Source organism: Microbulbifer mixtoriginis (SeqCode), from assembly GCF_052466715.1.
Genome location: NZ_CP174288.1, coordinates 2,532,585 through 2,558,034, shown reverse-complemented (window position 1 = coordinate 2,558,034; position 25,450 = coordinate 2,532,585). Strand labels below are relative to the sequence as shown.

30 protein-coding genes are annotated in these 25,450 nt (G+C 47.1%); 25 read left to right on the top strand and 5 right to left on the bottom strand.

Annotated elements, in window-relative coordinates:
• Positions 1–413 precede the first annotated feature (413 nt).
• The 5 genes from ACJJH9_RS11285 to ACJJH9_RS11265 all read left to right on the top strand — a co-directional run bounded on the left by ACJJH9_RS11285 (position 414) and on the right by ACJJH9_RS11265 (position 3,228).
• Positions 414–785 carry a hypothetical protein gene (locus ACJJH9_RS11285; protein WP_444922797.1) on the top strand — a complete coding sequence of 124 codons (372 nt, stop codon included), beginning with the start codon at positions 414–416 and terminating at the stop codon, positions 783–785.
• A gap of 112 nt (positions 786–897) precedes the next feature.
• Positions 898–1,194 carry a hypothetical protein gene (locus ACJJH9_RS11280; protein ID WP_444922796.1) on the top strand — a complete coding sequence of 99 codons (297 nt, stop codon included), beginning with the start codon at positions 898–900 and terminating at the stop codon, positions 1,192–1,194.
• A gap of 547 nt (positions 1,195–1,741) precedes the next feature.
• Entirely contained in the window at positions 1,742–2,209 is a 468-nt protein-coding gene (locus ACJJH9_RS11275; protein WP_444922795.1) for a hypothetical protein, read from the top strand.
• Between the two features lie 118 nt (positions 2,210–2,327).
• Positions 2,328–2,675 (top strand): DUF5992 family protein, encoded by a 348-nt coding sequence (locus tag ACJJH9_RS11270; protein WP_444922794.1) that lies wholly within the window; start codon positions 2,328–2,330, stop codon positions 2,673–2,675.
• A 49-nt stretch (positions 2,676–2,724) separates the two neighbouring features.
• Complete coding sequence (locus tag ACJJH9_RS11265; protein WP_444922793.1) at positions 2,725–3,228, top strand: GNAT family N-acetyltransferase; 504 nt, start codon at positions 2,725–2,727, stop codon at positions 3,226–3,228.
• Positions 3,229–3,397: 169 nt separating this feature from the next.
• On the opposite strand, the gene ACJJH9_RS11260 is transcribed toward ACJJH9_RS11265, so the two are convergent.
• Positions 3,398–3,562 (bottom strand): hypothetical protein, encoded by a 165-nt coding sequence (locus ACJJH9_RS11260; RefSeq protein WP_444922792.1) that lies wholly within the window; start codon positions 3,560–3,562, stop codon positions 3,398–3,400.
• 607 nt (positions 3,563–4,169) lie between these two features.
• On the opposite strand from ACJJH9_RS11260, the gene ACJJH9_RS11255 reads away from it, so the two are divergent.
• The 17 genes from ACJJH9_RS11255 to ACJJH9_RS11175 all read left to right on the top strand — a co-directional run bounded on the left by ACJJH9_RS11255 (position 4,170) and on the right by ACJJH9_RS11175 (position 17,304).
• A complete protein-coding gene (locus ACJJH9_RS11255; RefSeq protein ID WP_444922791.1) occupies positions 4,170–4,880 on the top strand; it encodes a hypothetical protein in 711 nt (236 codons plus the stop codon).
• A 184-nt stretch (positions 4,881–5,064) separates the two neighbouring features.
• Positions 5,065–5,457 carry a hypothetical protein gene (locus ACJJH9_RS11250; RefSeq protein ID WP_444922790.1) on the top strand — a complete coding sequence of 131 codons (393 nt, stop codon included), beginning with the start codon at positions 5,065–5,067 and terminating at the stop codon, positions 5,455–5,457.
• Between the two features lie 51 nt (positions 5,458–5,508).
• Positions 5,509–5,985 (top strand): phage tail tube protein, encoded by a 477-nt coding sequence (locus tag ACJJH9_RS11245; RefSeq protein WP_444922789.1) that lies wholly within the window; start codon positions 5,509–5,511, stop codon positions 5,983–5,985.
• Between the two features lie 10 nt (positions 5,986–5,995).
• Positions 5,996–6,352: a phage tail assembly chaperone family protein, TAC gene (locus ACJJH9_RS11240; RefSeq protein WP_444922788.1), complete on the top strand. Its 357-nt coding sequence runs from the start codon at positions 5,996–5,998 to the stop codon at positions 6,350–6,352.
• Positions 6,353–6,372: 20 nt separating this feature from the next.
• Positions 6,373–6,636: a phage tail assembly protein T gene (locus ACJJH9_RS11235; protein WP_444922787.1), complete on the top strand. Its 264-nt coding sequence runs from the start codon at positions 6,373–6,375 to the stop codon at positions 6,634–6,636.
• A gap of 16 nt (positions 6,637–6,652) precedes the next feature.
• Complete coding sequence (locus ACJJH9_RS11230) at positions 6,653–8,920, top strand: hypothetical protein (protein WP_444922786.1); 2,268 nt, start codon at positions 6,653–6,655, stop codon at positions 8,918–8,920.
• Positions 8,920–9,513: a DUF2460 domain-containing protein gene (locus ACJJH9_RS11225; protein WP_444922785.1), complete on the top strand. Its 594-nt coding sequence runs from the start codon at positions 8,920–8,922 to the stop codon at positions 9,511–9,513. Before ACJJH9_RS11230 ends, ACJJH9_RS11225 begins: the two co-directional genes overlap by 1 nt.
• On the top strand, positions 9,510–10,454 hold the full coding sequence (locus ACJJH9_RS11220) for a phage/gene transfer agent baseplate hub protein (protein WP_444922784.1): 945 nt from the start codon (positions 9,510–9,512) through the stop codon (positions 10,452–10,454). The genes ACJJH9_RS11225 and ACJJH9_RS11220 overlap by 4 nt, the downstream gene beginning before the upstream one ends.
• Positions 10,454–10,888 (top strand): NlpC/P60 family protein, encoded by a 435-nt coding sequence (locus ACJJH9_RS11215; protein ID WP_444922783.1) that lies wholly within the window; start codon positions 10,454–10,456, stop codon positions 10,886–10,888. The genes ACJJH9_RS11220 and ACJJH9_RS11215 overlap by 1 nt, the downstream gene beginning before the upstream one ends.
• Positions 10,876–11,799: a hypothetical protein gene (locus ACJJH9_RS11210; protein ID WP_444922782.1), complete on the top strand. Its 924-nt coding sequence runs from the start codon at positions 10,876–10,878 to the stop codon at positions 11,797–11,799. The genes ACJJH9_RS11215 and ACJJH9_RS11210 overlap by 13 nt, the downstream gene beginning before the upstream one ends.
• Positions 11,792–12,757, top strand: a complete 966-nt coding sequence (locus ACJJH9_RS11205) for a hypothetical protein (RefSeq protein ID WP_444922781.1) — start codon at positions 11,792–11,794, stop codon at positions 12,755–12,757. The genes ACJJH9_RS11210 and ACJJH9_RS11205 overlap by 8 nt, the downstream gene beginning before the upstream one ends.
• Positions 12,757–13,341: a hypothetical protein gene (locus ACJJH9_RS11200; protein ID WP_444922780.1), complete on the top strand. Its 585-nt coding sequence runs from the start codon at positions 12,757–12,759 to the stop codon at positions 13,339–13,341. Before ACJJH9_RS11205 ends, ACJJH9_RS11200 begins: the two co-directional genes overlap by 1 nt.
• A gap of 18 nt (positions 13,342–13,359) precedes the next feature.
• A complete protein-coding gene (locus ACJJH9_RS11195; RefSeq protein WP_444922779.1) occupies positions 13,360–14,913 on the top strand; it encodes a phage tail protein in 1,554 nt (517 codons plus the stop codon).
• 14 nt (positions 14,914–14,927) lie between these two features.
• A complete protein-coding gene (locus ACJJH9_RS11190) occupies positions 14,928–15,368 on the top strand; it encodes a DUF2793 domain-containing protein (RefSeq protein WP_444922778.1) in 441 nt (146 codons plus the stop codon).
• A 126-nt stretch (positions 15,369–15,494) separates the two neighbouring features.
• Positions 15,495–15,836: a hypothetical protein gene (locus ACJJH9_RS11185; protein WP_444922777.1), complete on the top strand. Its 342-nt coding sequence runs from the start codon at positions 15,495–15,497 to the stop codon at positions 15,834–15,836.
• 152 nt (positions 15,837–15,988) lie between these two features.
• Positions 15,989–16,333 (top strand): hypothetical protein, encoded by a 345-nt coding sequence (locus ACJJH9_RS11180; protein WP_444922776.1) that lies wholly within the window; start codon positions 15,989–15,991, stop codon positions 16,331–16,333.
• 20 nt (positions 16,334–16,353) lie between these two features.
• Entirely contained in the window at positions 16,354–17,304 is a 951-nt protein-coding gene (locus ACJJH9_RS11175) for an endonuclease/exonuclease/phosphatase family protein (protein ID WP_444922775.1), read from the top strand.
• Positions 17,305–17,424: 120 nt separating this feature from the next.
• Here the strand turns inward: ACJJH9_RS11175 and ACJJH9_RS11170 are convergent, their stop codons facing one another.
• Positions 17,425–17,766 (bottom strand): helix-turn-helix domain-containing protein, encoded by a 342-nt coding sequence (locus ACJJH9_RS11170; RefSeq protein WP_444922774.1) that lies wholly within the window; start codon positions 17,764–17,766, stop codon positions 17,425–17,427.
• Positions 17,767–17,837: 71 nt separating this feature from the next.
• Between ACJJH9_RS11170 and ACJJH9_RS11165 the strand changes: the two genes are divergently transcribed.
• Entirely contained in the window at positions 17,838–18,029 is a 192-nt protein-coding gene (locus ACJJH9_RS11165; RefSeq protein ID WP_444922773.1) for a hypothetical protein, read from the top strand.
• 446 nt (positions 18,030–18,475) lie between these two features.
• Here the strand turns inward: ACJJH9_RS11165 and ACJJH9_RS11160 are convergent, their stop codons facing one another.
• Complete coding sequence (locus tag ACJJH9_RS11160) at positions 18,476–19,264, bottom strand: hypothetical protein (protein WP_444922772.1); 789 nt, start codon at positions 19,262–19,264, stop codon at positions 18,476–18,478.
• A gap of 1,024 nt (positions 19,265–20,288) precedes the next feature.
• Positions 20,289–20,615, bottom strand: coding sequence for a hypothetical protein (locus tag ACJJH9_RS11155; protein WP_444922771.1), 327 nt, complete (start codon positions 20,613–20,615; stop codon positions 20,289–20,291).
• Positions 20,616–22,136: 1,521 nt separating this feature from the next.
• On the opposite strand from ACJJH9_RS11155, the gene ACJJH9_RS11150 reads away from it, so the two are divergent.
• Both ACJJH9_RS11150 and ACJJH9_RS11145 read left to right on the top strand, forming a co-directional pair.
• The gene (locus tag ACJJH9_RS11150) at positions 22,137–22,967 is read left to right on the top strand and encodes a glycerophosphodiester phosphodiesterase family protein (RefSeq protein ID WP_444922770.1); all 831 of its coding nucleotides are present in this window, start codon (positions 22,137–22,139) and stop codon (positions 22,965–22,967) included.
• Positions 22,968–23,313: 346 nt separating this feature from the next.
• Positions 23,314–23,709 carry a universal stress protein gene (locus ACJJH9_RS11145; RefSeq protein WP_444884573.1) on the top strand — a complete coding sequence of 132 codons (396 nt, stop codon included), beginning with the start codon at positions 23,314–23,316 and terminating at the stop codon, positions 23,707–23,709.
• 180 nt (positions 23,710–23,889) lie between these two features.
• Here ACJJH9_RS11145 and nhaA read toward each other — a convergent pair whose 3' ends face one another.
• Positions 23,890–25,341: a Na+/H+ antiporter NhaA gene (gene nhaA, locus ACJJH9_RS11140; RefSeq protein ID WP_444922769.1), complete on the bottom strand. Its 1,452-nt coding sequence runs from the start codon at positions 25,339–25,341 to the stop codon at positions 23,890–23,892.
• Between the last annotated feature and the right edge of the window lie 109 nt (positions 25,342–25,450).

Sequence of the window (25,450 nt, the reverse complement as noted above, 5' to 3'; positions counted from 1 at the left end):
TTAGAATTTTATTTCTATTGCTTTTACCTCTATCATCTATTTCTGTGCAAGCTCTAGACGGGCAGGAGTGTAAGTCGAGCGTAGAAGCGTTCAGAGGTTTTACTGTAGCAGTTTCAAATGATGAGAATTGTATATCTATAAACTGCTCTGGGGTCAAAGCCAGAAACATAGAGTCCGCACTTGCTCTGTGTCATCAAACAGAAAAGGACCACAAGTTTTGCGGTTGGCATGGCAGTCAAATCGTAAATAATGCAAATATCCTGTTGGTTAATCCAGGTAATTACAATGTATCTATTAGCAAGTGCAGCACATAACAAGGCGCTGTTGTCGCAGCCTGCGGCTGCTGGGACGTCCCACTTCGTGGTCCGCCCCAAAGCTTGGCGTTATAGTTCATGAGAATATTTAGCGCTACAATGAGAAAAAACATCATTTCGGTACTGGTTGGTCCGTTAGCGATCATACCTGCAATATTTGTAATGGGTTTGGCTAGTCATCTGTTTTACCCAGAAGAATCCGCGGTTACAGATTGGAAGCAAGTTTTTAATTTTTATAGCGTAATTGCTTTAGTAATCACTTATGTATTAACTGCGTTTCTCGCTTTACCACTAGTTATTGCACTACAAAAAATGCACGCATTTACCTTGCTTAATGTTCTTCTAGTTGCTTTGGGTATAGCTGGTCTTCTTTGTCTTGCTTCATCAAGCCAGCTATTTGCATTTCTATATTTTGGCTTTTTTACGGTTAGTGTAGCTCTGGCTTGTTGGGGGGTACACAGATGGGTTTAAGCTATAACCAAGCCAGGCAAGTTCGCCCAGCCGAAGGCTGGGCTGGACAGCCTACGCTCCGCTTCGGCTGCCCTTGCTGGCAACGTTGTGTTTACAGAAGTCGGAAAGAACGATGAAATACGTTAAAGAATACTGGGATGAAAGCAGAGGTGATGACTTCGATCACTGGGGAGAAACTTGGTATTACTTTGAAATCAATGAATCTGATAACTACGCCAATAGACAAATATGTGTTTATACAAATGGTAATTCTCTGAAATATGATATGGGTAATTGTATTGATGATGAGTATGGCTTTCTTTGTGATCAACCTATCGAGCTAAATGAAAGCACTATTGAAATTAGCCAAAAAGAATTTGGGGAAGTTTGGCAAAAGTCAGGCAAAGTCGATGGAGCTAGTCAGTGGTAAGGCGTGACATCAGACCTAACAAATGTAGGTTGTCGGAAAACCTTTTCGCTCCTTCGTCGCTACAAGTTTTCCGCAACTGCGAGCGTTAAGTGTCATATGAAACCATTTAATCCATTTCACATATCATGCCTATTCATCGTGTCTCTATTACTATACATAATAGGGGTATATACTTTCTACAGCCCTCATTTTGAGGCTTTTACGGGTTTGTATATAGTAGTACCTCAAATGTTGGGTGTGTTTATTGCAATACCTCTAGGTATATTTTTTTTATTGTTCGGTATTTGTAAGAAAAATCTAGGTAATAAATCTAAAAATAGGTTTATAAAAGCTGGAGTAATAATCTTAATATTACAGCTTTGTTATTTTATCATAGTTAATAACGGCTATTATCTTACGGTATAGTTTGTCCTATATTTTTTAAATTTTTTGTGGTTGTTTGATATAGCTACACTTAACAAATCAATCAACGGTCGCCTTCGGCTGGACAGCCAAACCTTCGGTTTGTCTGTCCGTTATTGAGGCGTTATGTGTTACGGATGCACCGATGAAGAAGTATAAATTTGAACTTTTCGCCGACTACTTTCAGGTATATCTGATGGATGTTGAGGCCGACGACGACACTTCAGATATCTGGACAGAGGAGGCATTAAATATAAAGCTTGGCATCCTGCCAAACACTCTCGCTATCGGTACGTTCAGAAACGTTGATATTCCTCTAGAGGTTGAGATTCACGATAGCCAGCCTGAAATTAGTTTCGAAGAATGGGATCATGCTTCTATAGGTTATTTCACAGTAACATCGGGGCAGTGCGCTGTTTTTGGCTGCAGCGATTATCTACCTGATGCAGAAAAAATCGAAGTAGCGCCCGGTAAATATTCGGCTATTTCACTCGCGAAGGGCCTCGATTCAATAACCGAAGAGTGGGAAGATGCAGATGATTTATATAAAGTCATTCTGTGGCCCTCAGCCGCCAGTGAGTGTAAGGCACTAAAGCACTATGAAAACACATAACAAAACGCTCAACTACACTCCGGCCGCAAACAGCCTCCGCCGGACAGCCAAAAGCGTGCTTCGCACTGGCTGCCGGTTATTGAGGCGTTAACTATATACGCAACAAGAGAAGAAAATAGTGGTAAATAAAGTAGTCTTAACAGCAGCAATAGCTCTGTTCTCATCGGTAACTCTTGCCCAAGGAGAATACATAGCTACCAACGCAACAATAACAAAAGTTGGTAACACAGCCGGCAATGAAGCTTCATTTTGGGTTGTCGCTGAAAACGGCACCGGACCTTGTGTAACGACTGGAACCCAAAATAATATCTACTTTCCAAAAAGTGCTGCCGGAACCGAAAAAATTTTTGATAGAGCCTACTCAGCAGCATTAGCGGCACTTGCTTCTGGTAAGCCAGTTAACATATACAACTATCTCGATGGTACATGTAATACTGCTGTCGCCATTGAAGTTTTAGCCAATTAAATAGTTAACAAAGGCGTGCACAGGATTCAGGTGCTGAGCACCTCCACCTGTGACGCCAGCGTTAGAGAGCAATGAAAACTTTGAGTCTAAGCATAGCATGATAAATAAACTTGATAATTCCAATGCAAAGGTTGCAAGGCAAATTTTCACGACATTTCAAAACTCTTATAAAATTGAAGCACAACTTATAGGTGCTATTGATTTTCCTCCGTTATCGAGAAGTGTTATAGATATAGAAAATTCAGCAACACTATTCTACGGTTTCAGTGAAAATGAGTCTCTTGCCGGAGTTGTAGAAGTTGCTATAAACCGTGATCTCTTAGAGGTTAATAGTTTAACTGTTGACCCCTGTTATTTTAGAAAAGGTGTCGCTGATAAACTAATAAGGTATGTTTTACATGAATTTAATTTTTCAAGCGCAATTGTAGAAACAGCTGTTATGAATACTCCAGCAATCAATTTATACAAGAAGCATGGTTTCGTTGAGTTTAAGCGTTGGACGCCATCCCATGGCATTGAAAAACTGGCGATGTCATTTAAAAATGCTCTCTAACAAGCAAATAAACAGGGACAAATAACAGTTGGTTTTTGCACCTACGTCGCTAATTTTAACCAACTATTATTTGCCCGTTATTCGGGCGTTAGGCTTGATAAAATGTTCAAGACCGCATTAGGCACTATATCCGAGATGCCACCCTAAACAATCTGAAAAGCCTATCCGATTACAACCTCCCCTCGGCGGGCACCACCGAAGGCATTGAGCGGGAAGAGCTGCCGGCAATTTTCGTAGGTTTTGCCACTGTAATTGCAGAAGTGGCGAGGACAAACTTGTTGAGTACCGGGTGGTCTTTGAGCGTGAGGTCGACGGGTTCGATGATGTGGATCATATGCATGTGCTGCGTAATGAGTTGAGTCTGCTGGTCAGTGAGGTTGGGGCCTACAGCTCGAGGGGGTGATTACCCTTGGCGGCGTGGCATATTCAGTGAGCAAGCGCTTGTGGGATGATGGAGTTATTTGGCAGGTGCAGATGGATGGGTAGTTTTGAACTGACTGATTGTCGGCTTGAGGCATTCGAAGCCATAGTAATATTTAGCCCAAAAAAACTATGGTTTAACAAAAATTAGAATTTTATACTAGATATGGCTTGTGACAGATGCTGTCGGATTTAAGGCTGACAATGAGCTCATTTTCAATAACAAAAATCAGGGGCGGCTTCTTAATATCTATAACTTAAAACCGATAGGTCATAGTTTTTTATAAAGTTCCAAGTGTGATATAAAGCGGCGAAAATTCTGAGATATAAAGACGCTGCTATGTATTTATTGATGCATATGGGGCCAAGAGCGGATAACTAGTTAATTTGCTTAGTTTTTTCTACCTTCGAAGCAGGTAAGGTTTGGGAATATATTTCAAACCTCTGTACTTCATTCCATGCATAAACACTCTGCGCAGTTTACTCAGTTTAGCGGAGAGTAAACTTTACTGGGGATACCAATGAAATATCTACTTTCCATGTTGCTATCAGTTGCTCTGGCTGGATGCGTAACTTTACCATCAGCATCTATTCCAGATGGCGGAGTGATTGCAATTATATATGAAACTCCAGATTATATCTGTCACGACCACACGGGGATTACAGTCTTCGGTAATTTTGTTAAATACTATAATCTTCCAAGTGAAGATATAGAAAGAGCAATATTTGAAGGTTATAAGTTAGGCTTTGAACAAGCAGGATACAAAGTTGTTCGAAAAAAAACTAAAGACTTGTTCGGTGATTTAGCTCCTAAATCTAATACAAATCTATCTCCTGAGGAAGTACACAGGCTTGTTACATCTGCATCAAAAGAAAATGTATCGTTAGTACTTTATGCCGATACAATGGCTGAGGTAGACCTGACAAATTCTAAGCCACCTCTGGATATACGAAATTACTGCGAAGGTGGTACCATACTTTATACGGGTCCGGGGCAGTTTCGTGCAGAAGTTTTGGCTTACTCTATGGATACAACTGCTTTTGATGCAAGGAGTGGCCAAAATTTAGGGCGTTTGCATTATCACGAAAATCCAGCGTTTAGTGCGACAAAACCTTCCGACTTGAAAAATATTACAGAGCAAGATTTAGAGCAATTTCTGAGAGATTTGAAAATGAATGCGAGCTTCAAGGCTAGCCTGATAGTGAAAAACTTAACGGGTCCATCAATTTGAGTGCAGAAAAGGGTACTTTGCACATTGAAGTATAAAAGTGCATGAGGTTATATGGATGAAAAATATATTTTTTTGAGGATTTTTGAGTTTTAGGTGGCATTGCATAAGGGCGCTACTACTTTGTAAACATTTAAACCCGCACCAGCGGGTTTTTTTATGCCCAAAATTCCTGGAGCACTACCCCATGACCCAACGCATAACAATCCGCGATGTCGTACTCAGTAATCTGCAAACCCTATCCGGTTACAACTTTCCCTCAGCGGGAACCACCGAAGGTATCGAACGGGAAAAGCTGCCGGCAATCTTTGTGGGCTTTGCCACGGAACAAACAGAACAGGAACTCTCGGGTACTACTCGCCAGCTGGATCTTGTCGTGTCGGTGGTGGTGCACAGTCGGGGAGATATCTATGAACTGTTGGATCAGGCTTCTGAGGATGTAGAGGGCGTCCTGCAGGATCGAATCCTGGGGGGTACCTGTGAAATTTTTGCGCTGTCGCAAACGGATTTCGCCTTAGATCAGGACCACCCACTGGGTGAAGTACGTTTGACCTATACCGCCCAATATTCCACTGAATGACGCACCCCTGCGTCGGACTTTCATTTCCATTAAAGTAACGGGAGAACCCCTATGTCTCAATTGGCTCAGGGAACTAATATCTATTTTATCGACCCGGCAGATGACTCTGTGAAGAAAGTGACCGGGTTGAATTCTTTTAACCCCGGTGGCAACCCGGCGGATCAGCTCGATGAAACCTCCCTGGAGGACTTGGATAAAAAGTTCAAACGCGGCCTGCGTACACCGGGGCAGGCATCGGTGAGTCTCAAAATTGATCCGAGAAATGCAGTCCATAAACGCCTGCATCAGCTGTCACAGGATGACACGGTGGACAATATGAAATGGGCCGTGGGCTGGAGTGATGGCACCGAGGAACCCACCGTTTCTGCAACTAAAGAGTTTGATTTACCGACCACCCGCACTTGGTTCACCTTTGAGGGCTATGTGGCCGACTTCCCCTTTGATTTCCAGCAGAACAGTTTGGTCACTGGTGAAATGTCTATCCAGCGCAGTGGTGGCTCTGCCTGGACGGTTAAGTCTTCAACCTGAGAGAGTAATTATGGAATTATCCATCGAATCCCTGCAGCAGGGGGCTTTTTCCGGCGCGCCGGTTGAGCGCTCCATAACCTGGAAGCAGGGCGAGAAGGAGTTATCGGCAACCGTTTATGTGCGCCGCCTCTCTTATCACAGCGCCGTCAGTGATGTGGCGGCGATGCGTGGTCAGGTGGACATGATCGCCGGGCGGATCGCTGCCTGTATTGTCGATGCCGAGGGCAAGCCGGTGTTTACCCCGGCGGATATTACCGGTGAGGCAGACCCGCAGCGCGGCCCGCTCAATGCGAATCTAACCCAAGCTCTGTTGCTGGAAATCGGCGCAGTTAATAATCTGGGAAAGACACCGAGCTCAGTGAACTAGACGAACTCTGGCATGAGCTGGTGCTGAATGGCATCGGCGGTTGCACCATCGCCGAGGCCCAGCAGCGGCTCAGCTATGAAGAGGTCCAGCGCTGGGCGCTCTACCGTAAAAAACGCGGCTCCCTGCACCCAGGGATGCGTATCGAAAGATCGTCGGCGTTACTCGCCACCCTCTACGCCAATACCCATCGCGGTAAACGCAACCCTGTAAAAATCACCGACTTTCTGCCCCACGAGGAAGAGCCAGAGCTGTCGCTGCAAGAGGCGATGAAAAGCTGGTCCTAGGGGCCAGTGGATAGCTATGTCTAAAAAAAGCCTGGGTACATTAACGCTGGATTTAATCGCCAAGGTGGGCGGTTTTGAAAAGGGACTGGATAAGGCCGAACGTGGGACTGAAAAGTGGAAGCGGCAGGTCACGAAGAACATTAAAGCCGTTGGCAAGGCATTCGGAGCGGTCACAGCCGCCGCCGCCGCCGCCGGCGCCCTAGCAGTAATGACCGCACGCGTGGTGGAACAATCCGGCGAAATTGAAAACCTCTCTGCAGTGGCCAACACCAGCACAGAGGAATTCCAGCGCATGACCTACGCCGCGCAGCGCTACGGCGTTGAGCAGGACAAGGTCGCGGATATTCTCAAGGATACTTCGGATAAGGTCGGGGACTTCCTGCAGAACGGCGGCGGTCCACTGAAAGACTTCTTCGACAATATTGCTCCGCAGGTGGGCGTGACTGCCGAGGAGTTTCGCCACCTCTCCGGCCGCGATGCGCTGGGGCTCTATGTAAAGAGCCTGGAAAAGGCCAATCTCAGCCAGAATGAGATGACCTTTTATATGGAGGCCATCGCCAGTGATGCCACCTTGTTGCTGCCGCTGCTGCGCAACAATGCCAGCGAATTAAACCGGCTCGGCGATGAGGCGCAGGATGTAGGTGCGGTGCTCTCAGATCTGGATCTGCAGCAGCTCGGGGAAGTGCGCGAAAACCTGGATCAATTAAAAGGCGCGCTCGACGGCTTTGAAAAAGAGGTGGTCACCGGCGCACTGCCAGCTATTAAAGACCTGACCGAACTCATTCAGGATGAAAAAACGCAAGCCGCTTTTTCTGCGCTCACCACGGCGCTGATCAATGTGGGCTCGGCGGCAGCCTCCGCCGTGGTTGAGCTGGTGGAGTTTACCCAAGAGGTAGGTAAATCCGTCGCGCGCATGGTTCATGGCGAGCCGGAAATCTTAAAGCTGGATCGCTCGCTGGAGCAGTTGAGCGCAACCATCAATAGCGGCGTGATTGGTGATGGCAAGCTGCTGACCGGTATTCGCCTGGCCACCGGGGAATATATTCACCAGGGCACTTCAGTCGATGACCTGCGCGAAAAACTGGCAGCGTTGCAGAAGCAGCGGGATGCATTTTTTGGTGCATCAATAAAGACCGACTTTGGCGATTTGCTTGGCGATGATTTCAGGGCGGTGATTGCCGATCTGGAAAGAGAATTCACTGCGGCGGCAAAAGTTGTAGACGGCGAACTGTTGCCGCTAGTGGACCACTGGCTGATTTTCAATGAAGTCATAGAAGAACTCGGCACTGAATTTAAAATTGCCAAGGAAGAAGCCGAGGCCCTGCAGCGCAATCAGGAAGCCTATGCGGGTTTACTGCGGGATTTGCGCACCGATGAAGAAGTGCTCACCGATCAGATGCGCGAGCGCTTGGCCATCGTCGATGCCATGGCCGGCCTCACCGACGAGCAGCGGGCCAGCACCCTCGGCCGTATTGCCGACGCCGCTACCGAAAACGGCCCAAACCTGGGTGGCCTCGGCAGCGGTGAGGATATCGAAACAGCACGCATCGAGCTGGAAGACTGGTATTCCACCCAGCTGCAAATGCTGGAGCAATTCCGCAGCGAGCGCGCCGACCTCAATGCCACCTGGGATAAAGAGGAATTATCCCTGCGGCAGCAGTATGAAGAGCGCCTTACCGAAATCACCCAGGCCAATGAAGACCTGCGTCGCCAGCAGCAGCTGGAGGGTTACGCAACACTGATGGAGGTGGCAGGTCAGTATTACCAAGGTATGGAAGGTGAGGAGGCGGCCTATATGCGCGCGGCTCTTTCTATCGGCGGGGCCCTGCTGAATGAGAAAAAACGCAATGCCCTGCAGAGCGTAATTGCCAACACCCAGGACGCCGCCATGGGCGCTTATAAAGCCATGGCTTCGATTCCCTATGTGGGCCCGGTGCTGGGCGCTGCGGCGGCGGGTGCGGTCTATGTTACCGGCGGTCTGGCAGCGGCAAAAATTACCGGTATGGCCCACGACGGTATTGACGCCGTACCGGAAGACGGCACCTGGCTGCTGCAAAAAGGCGAGCGGGTGACCACCTCTGAAACCAGCGCAAAACTGGACCGTACCCTGGCCATGATTCAGGCGGATATGCACCGCGGTGGCGGTGCAGGGGATTACAGCCGCCCGGTTTCCATGACACAGAATATTCGCGTCGATGGCACGGTGAATAACCGCACTGCCACACAGCTCGCTCGTGAGAGCGAACGCAAACAACGGATTAACCGCAGGAGGCTCGGCTCTTAATGTTTAACGAAAGTCGCCTGCTGGGAAAAGTGGCCTACGGCTCCGAATACGGCCACCGCTATAAAACCGAAATTAAAGCATTGCGCAGCGGGGTAGAGCGCCGCAATGCCGAATGGGAGCGCCCGCTGGGCCGTTACTCGGTGCTGTTTAAAAACCTGGATTATGCAGACCATCAAATCGTGGTCGCCGCCCATCATGCCTGCATGGGTGCCCTGATTGGTTTTCGTTTTAAAGACGCCAGCGATTTTGAAGCGGAACAAGAGGTGATTGGTTTCGGTACTGGCAATAGCGAGAGCTACCAGCTGGTAAAAAAATATGTGTTCGGGGCCTTTTCCTATCAGCGCAAAATAGCGAAGCCGGTGATCGGCCGGGTAACCATTTTTGTCGATGGTAATCCGGTGGCTCACAGCATCGACTACACCACGGGCCTTGTGCAGCTCAGCGCCGATAACGGTGCGGAAATTACTTGGAGCAGGGAATTCGATGTACCGGTGCGCTTTGAAGACGATGAAATCGGCTTCAGTATCGACAATCGCCACCAGCGAATGCCGGTACTGAATGGCAATGTGGAGCTGCTGGAGATTCGTCTGTGAGAAATATTCCCCCAGCACTGCAGGCCCATCTGAATAGTGGCGTCACCACGTTGTGCCGCTTATTAAAAATTACCCTCGCCGATGGCCGCCAGTTTGGCGCCACAACATTGGATCGGGATATCGATTTCGAAGGGCTCACCTATTACGCCCAGAACGGTTTTGATTCCAGCATTATTGCCAGTGATACCTCGTTCGATGTAGACAACGCTGAGGGCTATTCACTCTACAGTACCGACGTGCCCGGTATCACCGTAGCCATGGCCGAGCGTGGCGAGTTGGATGGGGCGGAGTGGGCCATGGTTCTGGTGAATTACCGCGATCTATCTATGGGTGCACTGTTGCTCGACGGTGGTGATGTAGGCGAGGTGCGCACCGCGTGCAATACGGTATTTATGCCGGAATTACTGAGCTATGCCATGCGCCTGCGCCAGTCTATCGGCCATGTGGATTCCATCACCTGCAGGGCGATTTTTGGCACCCCGGCTAATTCGCAGACCGGCTGCGGTGTGAATGCAGAATCCCTGTGGCAGTCCGCCACCGTCACCGCCGTCTCTGGGGATGAGCCCAAAGTCACCTATGTGGTGGATGATATTACCAGCCTGCCCACCGCCGCCAATCGCTGGCGGGTGCGCTGGAAAAGCGGCAATAACGTCTCCTCGCGCCTGTATCAAGTGGAAGCAGTGGATACCGCCAGCGGACAAATCACTCAAATCGAGCCGCTGCCCTTTGCCGTGGAAGACGGCGATCAATTAGAGATCCGCCCGGACTGCGACAAGACCTTTTCAGTGTGCCGCGATGTGTACGGCAATCACCTGGATTTTAAAGGCGAAAATTTAATTCCGATTGGCCAGGCCAGTGATACCCCCGGCGCCGGTGTGCCCGGTAGCACCGGCGGTGGTTCCTCTTTTAATTCCAATATTGCCAGCCAGCAGCACCACTAATGCAACAACAAAGAATCGACACACTGGCCTTTGCCCGCGGCCTGGTGGCTAAGCGCGTGCGCTGGCGCCACCGGGGCCGCACCCCCTGGGCGGTGGATTGCGTGGGCATGATCGTGCTCAGCCTGCGCGCCGCCGGCCTGGAAATCGAAGATGAAAAACACTACGGCCGCGAGCCCTGGAAAGACGGTGTGCGCCGCAAAATGCGCGCGCGTTTTGGTGAGCCGATTGCCGAGCAGTTCTGGCAGCCGGGAGATATTGCTGTTTTTAAAAGTCCGCAGCGCAGCGATCCCAGCCATGTGGGGTTTCTTGGCGATTATCCGCACGGTGATTTTTCCTTGATTCATGCCCACGCCGATCAGGACTGCAGAGAGCATGTATTGGATGCGCGCTGGCGCCGGCTACTGGTGGAGGTGTACTCGCCATGGGCGCTTTAATATTTGGCACCACTACGATTCAGGGGCGCAAGTTCGACAAGATCAAACTGCAGACCAGTAAAGCGGGGGTGCCGCGCCAGATTATTTTTGGCCGGGTAAAACCGGTGATCGGCAATATTATCGCCACCACGTCGCCGAAAATTGTTAAGAAAAAACAGAAACAAAAAAGCGGTAAGGGCGGCGGTAAAACTGAAGTCGTTAACGAAGAGGTGTATCGCACTTATGCGATCCGCATTTGTGAAGGGCCGATTACTGGTATCTGCAAAGTCTGGCGCAATAACGAATTAGTTTACGACCGCGATAGCAACGACCCCACGCAGATCGACAATAACCAGGCTTTTTTACAACTGGCCGAGTTTTTCCTCGGTGGTTTCCAGCAGATGCCCAGTGCGGTACTGCAGGCTGCCTTCGGTATCAATAACGTACCCGCCTATCGCGGCACCTGTTATCTGGTCATTGATAACGAAAACCTCACCAGCACCGGCGGCGCGATTCCGCAATATGCCTTTGAGGTAGAGCGCTCCGAGGGTTTTGTGCTGACCAGCAAGCCTTACGCCATCGAGACCCAGGAGGCCCTGACACCGGCCTTTAGCTCTGCCACTGCCCGTTTCAAGAATATCGAGGCCAAGCCTCCAGCTGAGGGATTGGGTTCCACCCTGGCCGGCCTTAGCGGCACTATGCGGGTTGCCCGAGTGGCGCACAGCGAAACCGAGGCGCTGCACTCTGCACTGGTCTCAGTCAGCGGCTCCCTAAAAATTCCACCCAACACACAAGAGCAGGAAGCGCTGCAGTCATCCCTGGTTTTGATTAGCGGCTCTATGCGTATGCCACTCATTCCCTACAGCGAAACCGAGGCGTTGAGCTCCGCCCTGGTCGCGGTCACCGGTTCAATGGAGATAAGCAATGATTAATCTGTGCAACGCCATGAGCGGCCACTTCCGCCTGGAGGTATCCAAGCGCGGTGCCCGTGGATCGCGAATTCCCGTAAATAAAAATGGCGCTGGCCACTGGTTTAAAAATCTGATTTTGAATCAGGGCCTGAACAAGCTGGCCGATAGCTCTCTGAGTCAGATCACCGATAACTGCCATGTGGGGTCAGGCGGTACTGCGCCTGCGGAGACGCAGACGGCGCTGGTGTTGCCACTGGCCAATACCAGTAACCAAGTGGAAATCACCCATGGCGTCGAGAGCAGTGGCACCCCTTATGTGTGGAAGCGGATGCGTTTCGAGTTTGCCGAGGGTGCTGCAGCAGGCAATATTGCAGAGTTGGGCCTTGGTGACAGCAGCGACAACAACAGCCTGTTTTGCCGCGCCCTGGTCAAGGATGCCCAGGGTAACCCCACAGCCTTGACTGTATTGGATGATGAAATCCTCAGCGTCACCTATGAGTTGCGCATCTATCCACCGCTATCGGATTTAGTCGGCACGATTGAATTGGAAGGGGTTGTCTACGACTATATCGCACGCGCGGCCAATATCGATCTGGTGCAGCCCAATAGCTTCCAATATGGTTGGAGTTTTGATAAGTCCGCGCGTTATGTGTCGTTTAGTAGCGCCAGCAATATGCATGCTTACAGTGGCCCTATAGGGGCAGTGGATGACATACCCAGCGGCAATAGTGAAACGATTCAAAGCTGGGACAATGTCAGCGCAGAAGCCTATGTGGCCAACGCTTACCAAGCCACTTTGGTTTTTACCGCCGGCACCAGTATCTGGAACCTGGCCGGGGGAATCCGCTCACTGGCGCTGCCATTGGGTTTCTCTGCCTGGCAAATTCAATTCACCAGCCAGGTGGACGGCGGCACCATTCCCAAAGATGCCGACCGTATTTTAAAAATCGCGGTGACCCACAGCTGGGGCCGCGCCTGATGTTGCCGGACAATCAATTATCCAGTCTAGCGGTGCCAGCGCCCTTTATCGGCGGCGCCGCCCTGCCGGTGCGGCATATTATCGACTACGAGCGCGGCGGCATCGCCATTCAGGACACCAATCGCGGCCTGGATTACCAGACCTGGCGCGCGCGGATATTAAACGATGGCAAAGCCATCGTGCTGGATGCCCAGCAGGTAGCGGCCAGCACGGTAATTACCGGAGCCAATATCACCGAGGTGAGCCTGGCCTTCGACCAGAATATGCGCCCGGTGATTGCCTACGTCGAGAGCGGTACCGCCAAACTCTACTGGTACGACTCCAGCCAGGCCCAGCAGGTGACTACCATCTGGCCGGGGATTATTACCCCCAGGGTTTCCCTGGATGAAAAGCGCCCTCTGCAGCAGCAGGTTAGCGATGTGATTTTTGCCTACTTAAAAAACGGCAATCTGTATCACCGCCGCCAGCGCGACCGCTATGGCAATGAGTATCTGCTGGCCAATAATGTGAACAGCCCCGGCCTGGTGAAAATCGGTATGAGCCGCAATTTCCGCTTGCAGTTTCTGCTGCAAAATCCTGAATAAAAACCCGAATAACTTCCTATGCCTTATCCCCTCTATGCCGTGGTCGCGGAGATCTGCGAGCGCGCCGGCCTGCCGTTTGGCAAATTCGATACCACTCTATTGGAGGGTTATGTCTCGGGTATGCAGATCAGCAACGAGGCCCCCGCGTTTGAACATATTCAGGAGCTGGCCAAGGCGTTCTTTTTTGATCCGGTCAACCGGGGCGATTCGTTGGTGTTTACCCCGCGAGGCACCGAGCCGGTTATGACCATCGATGAAAACGATTTGATCGGCGATAGCTATGACGAGAAAACCCGACGCTCCCCCGAGGAAATTGTGCGGGTTTTAAACCTGAACTATTACGATGCTGAAGGCGGTATCGATACCTGCAAGCAGACCAGTGATCGCAGCATCGACACTCGTGGCGAGGGGGAAAAAAATATCGAAACCCCGCTGGTACTGGAGACCGACCAGGCTGCACAGATCGCCGTGATTATGCACAAGGTGATGATCGAAGAGCAGCGCGGCGATTTTGAAATTACCCTGCCGGATAGTTATCTAAAACTCACCCCTGGCGACGTGGTGATTTATCGCGGCGACCGCTGCCGTATCGATGAAGTTTCCCTGGATAACGGCGAGCAGAAGTACAAACTGATTCACGACCGCAAAAGCGCCTATCAGAGCCAAGCCTTCGGCGTAGCTCCCATGGCACCACCGGCCCCGGTGCCGTTAGTGCCTGGATCCACTTTTATCGAATTTATCGACGCGCCCATACTGGCCAGCGGTGATGATTTACAGCTCGGCTACTACGTCGCCATTGCCGGCAGTAATAGCGCCTGGGGCGGTGCCACAGTGGCCCTGTCCCTCGATGGTGGGCAGAACTATATCGAGTCAGACAGCACCGATATCGAGGCGGTTATGGGCGAGCTAACCAGTGCACTGGGCAGCCACAAGCCGGAAGTCCCCGATACGCACAGCCGCGTGCAATTACGCCTCTACGATAGCGGCGACGCGCTGGAAAACCGCACAATGGCCGACATGCTCAACCGCCAGAATAGGGCGCTGATCGGCAATGAAATTGTCAGCTTTGGCGAGGCGGAAGAAATTAGCCCCGGCTTGTGGGAAATCGGTTATTTCCTGCGCGGGCGCCTCGGCACCGCACCGGCCAACCACCCGGCGGGCACGCGCTTTGTATTACTGGAACGCAACACGCTCAACTTTATTGCCAGTGAGCGCTACAACCTCGGCCAGACCTTAACCTTCCGCGGCACCAGTATTGGCAGCGGCAAAGAGACAACCACCAGCGGCACTTTTAGCGGCGCCAGCCACACCGAACCCGTCCCGGTCAATCTCAACGCGCACCGTGCAAATGGCCAGCTGGTAATCCGGTGGCTCGGGGTAGGGCGCCTCGGTGGCCGCGCCGCCTATGATCAAAGCCAGTTTTTTGCCGGCTACCGGGTAACGGTCAACGGCCAAAGCACAGATACCACCGCAACCACTTTATCCATTGCAGACCCAGGCCCGGCGACGATCAAAGTCAGCCAGCTCAACAGCATCACCGGCCCAGGCCCGGCCGCACAGATCAGCGTATAAGCAGGAAACAAGCCATGAGCACCACACCGAACAACGGTATCCCCTATGCCCAGGAAGGCACCCTAGACCCCGCCGCCAGCCTCAATCAGGCCCTGGATACAGTAGACGCACTGCTACAGCTGGAAGTGCTGGCCATACAGAATGATCCACCGGGCTCTGCCAGCGATGGCGAACGCTACTTAGTTGCCACAGGCACCAATGAGTGGGCGGGCAAAGACGGCCAGCTCGCCCGTTATGTGGCAGATCCTGGCTACTGGCAATTTTTCCCGGCAAAAGTCGCCCTAAATAAAGCGAATGGTTTTCTGTATGTGAAAGGCAACAGCGGCTGGCAGATTGCCAACCGCCCCGCGACATTGCCGGTGATTACGGGTAGCACAAGCAGCGATTTGGCTGGGGTGGTGGGGCAAATGTTAGGGACTTTGAATGGGGTGTTTTGGGATAATCAGGTGAGTTAAATTTCTTTTTATATCTGGGCAAGAGAGGCCTGGTGTGTAGAGGGTGTGATATATTGCAGCCGCTTTTGAATGTATTTTTATGAATCAAGATTTAACATTAGAATCACCTCGTTTAAGGAGTAAAAATTGAAAGCATTATTAAAACTCTGCGCTATAGCATCGACAATTATATTTAGTTCCGGTGCACAAGCTTACTTGGAATGTGGATCTATATCAGTAAAAGGCTTAACGGTACAAGCAAGCAGGGAAAATGGAAGTGCTTTCGAAAATACGATGAGAATCGTTGTTAGTAGTGGAGCTTGCGAAGGTGTAACGTATGCTTATCTAAAAAACGATCATCCTGCATATGCTGGCATTCTATCTGTTATTTTGGCTGCTCAAGCCAGTAATCAAAACATAAGTGTTTATGTAAAAGAAGCTGATGGAATTATTCCCGGGGCGAAGGAAATTGAATGGGTGTCCAAGTAAAGCACTGACTAATTAATAATAAGCAATTGAAGCGGATAAAACATACTGTGCTTAATTTCGCACACTATGTTTTATCACTGAATTGAGCGTTAAGTCAGTATGCTAGTACCGTGATTGAGTATAATATCTAAAGTATAAAATAGGAGTATGAAATGAAATATCTAGTTGTCTCGCTAATAGCTATGCTTTCAGTATCCAGAGCATTAGCTGGAAGTGTGTGGGAAGGAAGTAGTTGGAAGAAAGTAGAAGATATCTTGGCTCATGGAGGTGGTGATATATCTGTATATGCAGAGGGTGCTGAAATAAATCCTTTCGGATGCTCTAATAGTGGTAAATATGTTATTGATAAAAATAACGCTTCCTTTAACACGCTTTATGCTTTGCTATTGACTGCTTATTCAAAAGATCATCTTGTACAATTCTTAATTAGAAATGATAGGTGTGGTCCTTACGAAGCGCCGGAAGTATATGCTTTACGTGTTTCAAAGCTTAATTAGAAGCTGGGATAACGCTTATTATGAAGCTAATTATTAACGGAATTTTTATTTTATTAATGTTTTCGGCAGCTCAGTGCATTGCTGCGGATAAATATAATGTTATGTCATATAACATATTATGTGTTGAGTGTGGTGTTGATGACTGGGAGGTGGCTGTTTGGATAAAGAGGCGAGATTATGTGTTTTCGATTATAGAAACGACGAGTCCAGATATGGTCGGTCTGCAAGAGGTAATGGGAGTTCAGCTGAAAGACATCTATGAAAGATTCGGGGACATATATTCTATAAAGTATGCAGACGCCGGTGCCTTAGGTAACGAAGATGATAGCTCCCGTTTTTTTCGAAATGTATCTCTGATCAAAAAAAGTAAGTTGACAATTATTTCTGAGCGAGTTGTTTTGCTTCCGGACGGCGAGGAAAATGACATTCCTAGTGATGATGGTGCAAAATTTGACCGAAGCTTTTTAGAGTTAAAGTTAAAGGATAATATCAAAGACTCAATGGTCTATTTCATAAATACCCATTTTGATAGCCATAGCGGGCAGGCCAGAAGGGATTCAGGTGCTTATCTCAATAGCTACATAAATAGCCTTAATCAACCAGTTCTTCTTGTTGGTGACTTCAACTCTGAACCAGAAACAACGCCCATCCAAAATTTGGTAAAAGGAGATAGTGCCTCTGTTAGTGATTTGATGTGTGATTACAGTAAAAATATCAAAATAGGCGAAAATGTTGATAGGCGTGATTATTGCGAGGACGTTACCTATCTTATAGGGAACCAATTACGTATTGATTATATTTTCGGAACGCCTGAATTTACTTGTACCAATGCAAATAGATACGGTGCTGAATATTTACCAGTTCCTGATCCATTGCTTATTCCTGTCGATGGAGAAGTTATATTTCTTACTGATTTTTCAAAAACTTTGCCATCTGACCATGTGGCTATCACTTGCGAAATTGTATTATAGCGAAATGATATACTTAAGCTGGCGTTGTACCGGACAACGTAAGCTGAGTACCTTTTGAGCATGCGCTTCGTGCATCCTCACTTAAAGGTCACCCAGCTTTCGCTGCCAATTACTTAGGCATTATCGTCGCCCCATCCACAACTGGCAACAACTCTCAATCACCCGGTGAATATGTTGGCGAAACTCCTGCGGCAATTTTGCATACAATCGGGCTATTAACGGCGGAAAGGGAGCCTGCACAAAGTGGTGCCGGTTCTCGGCCCCGTACACCTCCGCCAGCGTAATCCCCACCGCCTCACACCAGGCCGGTAGTAACTCCGCCGCTATCTTCTGCTTGCCTGTTTCCATTTTCGAAACTTGAGATAGCGCCAGCCCCAGCTGCCTGGCCAACTGTGCGATCGTCATCCCCTCCCGTTTCCGTGCGTTGAGCAGGCGTTTGCTCAGTGTGCCAGCCTCAAACATCTAGCCGTATCAGGTACTCCAGTAATAACAAATTTTCGATTTTCGAAATAAAACCGCATTTTGCATTGCTAATGACCGCTCATGTTCAACAACTTCACCGCGTCAATAATCTATGTGCCGGCCTGGAATGGGTGGCGGATTGTCCGAATCGGCTGGCCCGTAAAGCCTTGCTGCAGCTTATTGGCGAGGAGGTAGGGTTCGTGCTTGAAGGTGTTATCTGCGCTTCTGAGCAAAAGATCCCAGGGGGAAGACCTCCTGCCTGACTGCTTTGTAGAGTCGGTGCCGTGAGTGGTACCGGCCTCATATTCAAGTTGCAGAAACAATATGAAAACCAATTACAAGTACACGATCGACCAAAAGCGAACTTCTCTGTATTGTACAGGGGAAAGATTTTTCTTAATGGTAATCGTCTTTGCTCTTAAGCAAGACATATTTCCATAGGTAGCTTTATTTCCTTGTTCCAAATCTACAGAGAATTTCTTTAACTCGGATGCGCTCATTTGAGATGAATGGGAAGTTATTTGGACTGCAACAGTGAAATTGTAGGAAGGGTCAACTTTTATTTCAAAATGATCGGCTGAAATTTAAATGGCACGACTAGAGCTTAATTATCGTTATCTCTAAATATTTCTCTATTCATATTTCATTGGGGCTTAACGCTAAATTTAGGCGGCGCCTATGACGTCGCCTGAGTTTATTTTGTTGATGATTAAATTTCCTCTATTTCGCCGTTGTCTTTGTATCTATATGTATAATTAAACTCTTTTATTTCGCCTTTATCAAATGGCTCAAGAGTCGCCGGGAGCATGCAGCTGGTGTGTTTATGTAAGACGCATTCTGGTTTTTTTGCCCAGTTTTGCATATTTAGCCAAAAGATTTCGGCTATAGCCTGCCCCCTGGCAGGAAGTTGAATAATAATAAGAGGGGCCTTTTTAGAGTATGCACATTTGTATTTTACGTACCAAAATTTTTTAAGTTCAATATTGACTTCCTTCCCTTCGTAGTACTCTTTGGCTAGCTTTTGGAATAACTCTAGGTTTCCACTAATTACCCTCATAAATTCAGAGGAGCATTCTTGGCTTCTTACACTCTCTCCTTGCAAGAGTTGGCCACAGTAATTTTTGAGGTTGACTTTGGGTAGCCCTCGATTTGGACCATTTGGCTCTCTAAGGTAGCATGGCCACCCTGCCTCGTGCATGGTGTGAAACTCAAATTTAAATTCAGGGTAGTCATTTTGCCATGTTGATACTTCGTTAATCTCCTCCTCTGTTAGTGTGTTTATAACTACTGGGTCCGAAGCGATGAAGTTAAATTGGCTTGGCATAAAGTTATCATCCTTTTTGTTTTTCAGTTGTGGGTTGTTGCGTGGCGAATCGTAAATATGTACCTTGTTGAAAAATTTTTTTATTTCTTGATGTGAGGTTGAAGTTCTATTTTTGTGAGGTGTGAATTTTGTATTGATGTGAGTGTGCGCCAGCCAAGGTGCGGTGGGTGTCAATGTGGCTACTAAAGTATTGGTGGACCTCAAAAAACTACCGGCTTCTGTATCGGTGAAGCGTAAAAAAAACAATTTTCAAAAAGCGGGTAGCTACAAGTGGTGGTCATAAGAGCATATTTTTTGGTTGTTGCACGTCATGTATTAATGCATAACATTTACATGATGATCATCGTGAACTATTTCTCGATTGCTATTTCATATTGAAAATATGCCTCAACTGATTGTTTTAATGCAAAACAAGTAAGTTGAAAATTTTTGATACACCTAAATAACTAAGGCTCGTCTTATGCGGAGAGGAAAAGAACAACAATATGATCTTTTCTCAGGTATCGATTCTCGACAAGATTGACAGTCATGAGCATATAGGACTTCTTTATGTGTTGCTGTTGTTGTATTTGAAACTTCTTTTTTTCACAACGGTAAAGTAGGTGGGGTCTATGCCTTCTGTCTCAGATAAACATTTGAACAACAAGTGGGGCGCAGTCCATATGGTCCGTTGAATTGGGTGGTAGTGATGATATGGCCTTGTGGCACATTAATAATGGTTAGCCTGTGAGTATTTGGTAAAAAAAGGGGCAGGCTATGCCTGCAAGAGATAACTATGAACACTCCCGATACGAAAGGGGAGATAATTGGTGGTGACATGGGTACAAATAGGCATTGAGCTCAATCATATTACTGGCTAAACGGACAGCTTACCCATGTGTAAAAAGGCTGTGCAGCTCAACAGTCATGGTGTGTATAGCGTAGTTCATACTAACAAATATTTACACTCAAGGTCGTGTAAGTATATGATTATTATATGGTTTTAGGTTTGATTGTGGCTCCTGAGGTCACGGGTTTGATTCCCGTCGGCTACCCCAGATACTTCTTTTTTTCAAGGACTTAAAATCTCGCTTAGTGCGTTTTTTTTCGTTTTGGATTCCGTAGCGTCAATTTTGGCCTCAATTTATGTTGAGGTTTAAGTTTGGTTGATCGTGAGCCATGTTCTTTTGGCGATGAAAATTTTCTCCTGTTCAAGTTACTAAGAAGTATCTTGACGTTGTAATGAAGTATCCGCTGTCGTATTTTTCTTAACTTGTTCTAAGTCCACCTTTGCGGCAAGGATCTCAAATTTTTTATTAGGAAGTTTTCTTCTATTCTTACGGTGAGGGCAAGTTAGGCCAATTTTACGGTGGGCCGAGCTATAGTGTAAGGGAACAGAATCTACAGCTCTGTCGTACGCTAGGCATCGAATTTTTGTATTTTCATAGGTAACATCTAGAAGTGGATTTAATAAATTTACTTCTGCAGGTGAGACCGAAGTAACGATGTCTCCCAATGGAATGCCCTCACCATCGACTACCACCATCCACTTTGTACCCTTACCCCACTTGGGTTTCCAACTTTTGCTCCCCTTTTTTTTGCTAAAGCAAAGCTGCCATCCAAAAAAACTTTCTCCCAGTTAAGCAGGGATCTTTGACTGAGCCGTCCGAGAAATTTTCGTCAAGCCCCCAACTAACCGCCTTGCTCTTCCCAAAACTGAAGCCTTCTCCAGCCAAGTACATGGCGATGGGTTGGATGGGGAAGATCCTTTCATCGCGCTCATGAGCGTAAAATCCACAAGATACCTTCAAAACATGCACGGCCCATCAATGGGCTCGGGGTCACCTTTTCCACGTTTTAGCTGGGGAAGGCAAGACTCAATCAACTCCGCCTGAGCGTCAGTTAATACTGCCTTAAATCTATTCACGCTTGCTAGTCTTATTATTCCTTGAGGCCACAAGAATAACTAATTTCTAGTTAGGAAATAGCTTCTAAGCATATTCTGTGTGGTAATGGGAGTTCAGCGAACCGATCAAAATACGCATTTTTTTGGGCGTCTTACGGAGTGCTAGATGCTCGGCTTTTGTCTATTGATAAGATTTTATGGGCTTTTTTTTAGTTGTAATTTAATTGCGAGTTGTTAGTGAGGTCCATATTACACAGGATTGATAGGGTGGTTTTGGGCACTGATACTTTCTTCTCTGCATGTAAGTATTTCGCCTTCTTTTTTTGGGTTGCAAATTTAATTGTTTCTTTGTCGAATATTTTTGCCTGATAGTGAAAATCTCTTTATAAGGATGACCTGAGGAGCTTTTTTGTCTAGCAATGACCCTTCAGAGTTGTTAAATTCTCTTATCTCTACTATTTTTGCGCTGCAAGTGGCATTATCTGTGAATATTTTTATTAAATTATCCTCAATTTAACAAATGGTTTCATGTATATATTTGTACGTCACATTAAAGTGTGGTAGAGATGGGTTCTATTGAAGTGCCAAGAGCTGATAACTCTGCTCCCACCCCCACCATATGGTTCGAATTTCTAATTGCTATTCAGTGCTTATGGATGTAAAGCCATCGGTACCTATTAGACTTGAACTGAAAAGTATCAGTAAGCTTTGACGTCAATGTCTACTTCAAGAACTTGTTAGGGGCCTGTTTTATTTGATTTCATAAGTTGAGTGGAGATTACTAACGAGAATGGTTTAACGATAGTGTCAACTAGTATTTTGCATGACAGGGTTTATTATAGGGTTGCGGCTTCAGCTATATTTCTTTGTTGAGATATTTTGGGTATATCGTGTTGGTTAGTATTGGCCGGCGAACAAGAGTTAAAATATTTAAGGTAATAGTTTAAGTCGGCAGATCCTGTCTGTTGAGAAGTGTTTCTAATTGTATGTGACTGAATTGTTTTGCGGGAATTGGTGAGCTTACCTGATAATAGATAAAAAGGTTGTTGGATTTCTTATCTTTTGCAGAGAAAAAGTGATGATCCTTTAAGTTAGTTTGGGTAGGATTATATATAATTATTTTTATGTGGCGATTTTTTGATACAAAAACGGGATGCTAAAATGAAAGTTTTTATAAAAGTGATGACCTTCTTTCTTTACTATGCTGGATTTTGTAATCAGGCATTTTCTATTGAGATTCTCGCACATAGGGGGGCATCTGGTGAATATCCTCAGGGTACAGCGCTAGCGTTTGATAGAGCATTGGAGCAAGGTGCCGATATACTAGAGTTAGATGTTCATCTGTCGAAAGACTATTTTGTCATCATTAATCATGATTCAGACCTTAAGGATAATGTTGGGATATCTGAAAAAATTGCGGATTTGACGTTGGGTGAAATTAAAACCCTTGATGCTGGTCACGAATTCACATTAGATAATGGCAATAGCTACCCTTTTAGGGGGCAAGGACTCACCCTGTTAACTCTCAATGAATTGTTTGAGCGTTACCCGGATGGCTATTTTAATATAGAGATTAAGCCGAATGATAAGACTCTTTCTGAGACTCTTTGGCAAGTCATTGCAGATTACCGTATGGAGCAGCAAGTTACTGTTGCTAGCCAGCATAGTAAAGCCATGAAGCACTTCCGTGAACTTAGCGGGGGTCAGGTTAGAACCAGTGCAACTATAGGTGAGCTTATCGAAGCAAGTCTTGCTTGGAGTACAGGTTTTGGCTGGGCTTTTCAGCCCAAGTTTGATGTTGCACAATTGCCATATAGTATTACGACCAAGCCCTATGTGCGCTTTTTTCAGAAAAAAGGAGTGGCTGTGGACCTTTGGACAGTGAACAATGAAGACCATATTGAGCGCAGTATATCATTGGGTGTAGATGGGATTATTGGTGATTATCCAGGCCGAATTTATCGAGCGCTTGTTGATGCTGGTGAGCGTTAAGTGATCACTTTATTTTTAAAGGCTATGGAAGGTTGAAATGTAATAAATTTTAAAGTGAATTGGGACCTTATTGTGTTTTGGGTGTTCTAGTGATACTAAGTTGTTCTCAAGGTGACTTCTTTGAGCCCCGATTCCAAGTGAATTAAGCTCCTTCCTGTTTGAAAAGCTTGGATCCATTTGCAAATACAGAGATGCCGCATGGGTAGGCTGGAAACTGATGTATTTTGATTTTTGATGGGTGCTTAGGAGGGGATTTCTGTGTGACAATGAATCTAGCAGTGGGCGTTTTGTGTTGATCGGCGGTTTTTAGTGGTGTTTAGTTATCATAATAAGGGGAGGGGGTTAGATGTATAAAACAATTCTTTGCGCTATAGAGGCTTCCAAAGAAGGGCGCTTTGTGCTTTCTAGGGCCGTAGAACTTTCAAGGCAGCATGAAAGTAAGTTAATCGTATTAAATGTGCTTCCCTACAGTTTTTTGCCTAAGGATTATCAGCGAGAGCTTAAAGAGGATGCTATTCCGAAGTTTGAGGAGATAGTTTCAGATTTCGGTATCTCTAAGAAAAATAGACTCCTGAAAGTAGGCAAGCCCTATGAGGTGATTTGCAAGGAAGCTGAAAAAAGAAGTGTAGATTTAATCGTGCTCGGGACTCACTCTAAGAAAGGTATAAGCTCTCTAATAGGCTCTACGGCAAATAGTATCGTAAATTATGCTCATTGTGATGTGACTTTGGTGCGGATTTAATTGATGCTGAACTTATTTTTTGTTGTTAGTTGAGTTATTCGATACCAAGCCTAGCCGGTGCTGATATCTAAGTAATCGTTATGTGAGTAAATCTTAGCCGAGTAACTATTGATTATAGTTACTCGGCTCCGGCTGTACAATTTAAAGCGGAAATTTTAGGCCTACCACAAATCTACTCTGCTACGAGACGGAATGAGGCGGCAGTTCAGAATTTGAGCTCTCAGCTTCCTCTGCTTCCTTGAATTCATCCTCTTGCTCTGCAGAGATAGGTGCATTGCGTAGAACTAGGAAGCCGGCAACTCCGGCAATTACAGAAGCTAGTAGGATACCGGCTTTCGCCTGCACCAGAAGTTCGTACTGGGAGCTAAATGCCAGCTCGGCTATAAAGATAGACATAGTAAAGCCAATGCCGGCGAGTAATGCCACACCTACGATATGCTGAAAGTTCGCAGCCTTGGGTAGCTTGCCCCAGCCAAGTTTCCAGCCAATCCAAGTTGCGCCTACAATGCCAATTAGCTTGCCAATAACCAAGCCGCTAATGACACCAAGTGTTACTGGGTTGAGTACCGCTGCTGAACTACTAAAGCTATCGAAAGGGATGCCTGCATTAGCCAGTGCGAAAATTGGAATTACTATAAAGCCCACCGGGATATGTAAGCGGGTTTCCATACGCTGCAGGGGGGACTGAGCTAGATTTACACCGTTACCCAAGGCCATTACACGTGCATGGAGGGCATCGTTTGCAATGATCTTATCACCGGGACGAAAGTATCGATCGAAGCTGCGGATAATATCTTTAACAAAGGTGCTGAACGCTACGGGATCATACTTTGGCTTGGCAGGTAGTGCCATTGCCGTAATTACGCCTGCTAGAGTGGCATGGACGCCTGCCTTGTAAAGTCCGTACCAGAGCAAAATACCGGTAAAGACGTAGGCAGAGGAGCGGCGAACCCCGGCGGCATTGAGTAAGCCCATGATTGCAACTAGAAATCCGGAGGCCATTAAAGCGGTAGTGTTCACTTGCTCTGTATACCAAATAGCAATTACAAGAATTGCTCCTAGGTCATCTACGATGGCTAGGGCTACAAGAAAAGTTACCACAGCCCTTGGTACTCTGTTTCCTAGTAATGCTATACAGCCCACGGCAAAAGCGATATCAGTAGCCATAGGGATGCCCCAACCGCGTTCTGCGATGTCGCCACTGTTTAGGGAGCTATAAATCAAGGCTGGAACTACCATGCCGCCAACCGCTGCCATCACGGGCAGGACTGCTTGGCGTAGATCTGAAAGTTCCCCAACTAAAAATTCACGTTTAAGCTCTAACCCTACCAAGAAAAAGAAGATGGCCATTAGGCCATCATTAATCCAATGATGTAGTGATAAAGAAAGCACCCAGTCACCAGTGCCAATGCTGACTGGCATGTGCAGCAGGTGCTTGTAAGCATCCTGTAGGGGGGAGTTGGCAACAATCAGTGCAACCATTGCAGAGAACATCAGTAAGATACCACTGCTGCTTTGGCGATGGATAAATTCTTCAAAAGGTGTAACCAGGCGGCCAAAGGCCTCCTCAAGCGGTGCCTCAAAGACTTTTCCTTTACGAATTTTGAATCTATCCAGAACACTTTTTGCCATCGGCTAATTGCCTCCTTTTATAAAGCTAAGCCCCACTAAATGCAGGGCTATTTCATGCCTATTCAAAGCAGAGGTTATCATGGTCATAGTGTCACTTTCTATATTTGGC

Bases quoted from the DNA above. Each gene is read 5' to 3' on its own strand.
- ACJJH9_RS11285 (WP_444922797.1), top strand. From the start codon at position 414: ATGAGAAAAAACATCATTTCGGTACTGGTTGGTCCGTTAGCGATCATA.
- ACJJH9_RS11280 (WP_444922796.1), top strand. From the start codon at position 898: ATGAAATACGTTAAAGAATACTGGGATGAAAGCAGAGGTGATGACTTC.
- ACJJH9_RS11275 (WP_444922795.1), top strand. From the start codon at position 1,742: ATGAAGAAGTATAAATTTGAACTTTTCGCCGACTACTTTCAGGTATAT.
- ACJJH9_RS11260 (WP_444922792.1), bottom strand. From the start codon at position 3,562: ATGATCCACATCATCGAACCCGTCGACCTCACGCTCAAAGACCACCCG.
- ACJJH9_RS11255 (WP_444922791.1), top strand. From the start codon at position 4,170: ATGAAATATCTACTTTCCATGTTGCTATCAGTTGCTCTGGCTGGATGC.
- ACJJH9_RS11250 (WP_444922790.1), top strand. From the start codon at position 5,065: ATGACCCAACGCATAACAATCCGCGATGTCGTACTCAGTAATCTGCAA.
- ACJJH9_RS11245 (WP_444922789.1), top strand. From the start codon at position 5,509: ATGTCTCAATTGGCTCAGGGAACTAATATCTATTTTATCGACCCGGCA.
- ACJJH9_RS11240 (WP_444922788.1), top strand. From the start codon at position 5,996: ATGGAATTATCCATCGAATCCCTGCAGCAGGGGGCTTTTTCCGGCGCG.
- ACJJH9_RS11230 (WP_444922786.1), top strand. From the start codon at position 6,653: ATGTCTAAAAAAAGCCTGGGTACATTAACGCTGGATTTAATCGCCAAG.
- ACJJH9_RS11225 (WP_444922785.1), top strand. From the start codon at position 8,920: ATGTTTAACGAAAGTCGCCTGCTGGGAAAAGTGGCCTACGGCTCCGAA.
- ACJJH9_RS11215 (WP_444922783.1), top strand. From the start codon at position 10,454: ATGCAACAACAAAGAATCGACACACTGGCCTTTGCCCGCGGCCTGGTG.
- ACJJH9_RS11210 (WP_444922782.1), top strand. From the start codon at position 10,876: ATGGGCGCTTTAATATTTGGCACCACTACGATTCAGGGGCGCAAGTTC.
- ACJJH9_RS11205 (WP_444922781.1), top strand. From the start codon at position 11,792: ATGATTAATCTGTGCAACGCCATGAGCGGCCACTTCCGCCTGGAGGTA.
- ACJJH9_RS11200 (WP_444922780.1), top strand. From the start codon at position 12,757: ATGTTGCCGGACAATCAATTATCCAGTCTAGCGGTGCCAGCGCCCTTT.
- ACJJH9_RS11195 (WP_444922779.1), top strand. From the start codon at position 13,360: ATGCCTTATCCCCTCTATGCCGTGGTCGCGGAGATCTGCGAGCGCGCC.
- ACJJH9_RS11190 (WP_444922778.1), top strand. From the start codon at position 14,928: ATGAGCACCACACCGAACAACGGTATCCCCTATGCCCAGGAAGGCACC.
- ACJJH9_RS11180 (WP_444922776.1), top strand. From the start codon at position 15,989: ATGAAATATCTAGTTGTCTCGCTAATAGCTATGCTTTCAGTATCCAGA.
- ACJJH9_RS11175 (WP_444922775.1), top strand. From the start codon at position 16,354: ATGAAGCTAATTATTAACGGAATTTTTATTTTATTAATGTTTTCGGCA.
- ACJJH9_RS11170 (WP_444922774.1), bottom strand. From the start codon at position 17,766: ATGTTTGAGGCTGGCACACTGAGCAAACGCCTGCTCAACGCACGGAAA.
- ACJJH9_RS11165 (WP_444922773.1), top strand. From the start codon at position 17,838: ATGACCGCTCATGTTCAACAACTTCACCGCGTCAATAATCTATGTGCC.
- ACJJH9_RS11155 (WP_444922771.1), bottom strand. From the start codon at position 20,615: ATGGTGGTAGTCGATGGTGAGGGCATTCCATTGGGAGACATCGTTACT.
- ACJJH9_RS11150 (WP_444922770.1), top strand. From the start codon at position 22,137: ATGAAAGTTTTTATAAAAGTGATGACCTTCTTTCTTTACTATGCTGGA.
- ACJJH9_RS11145 (WP_444884573.1), top strand. From the start codon at position 23,314: ATGTATAAAACAATTCTTTGCGCTATAGAGGCTTCCAAAGAAGGGCGC.
- nhaA (WP_444922769.1), bottom strand. From the start codon at position 25,341: ATGGCAAAAAGTGTTCTGGATAGATTCAAAATTCGTAAAGGAAAAGTC.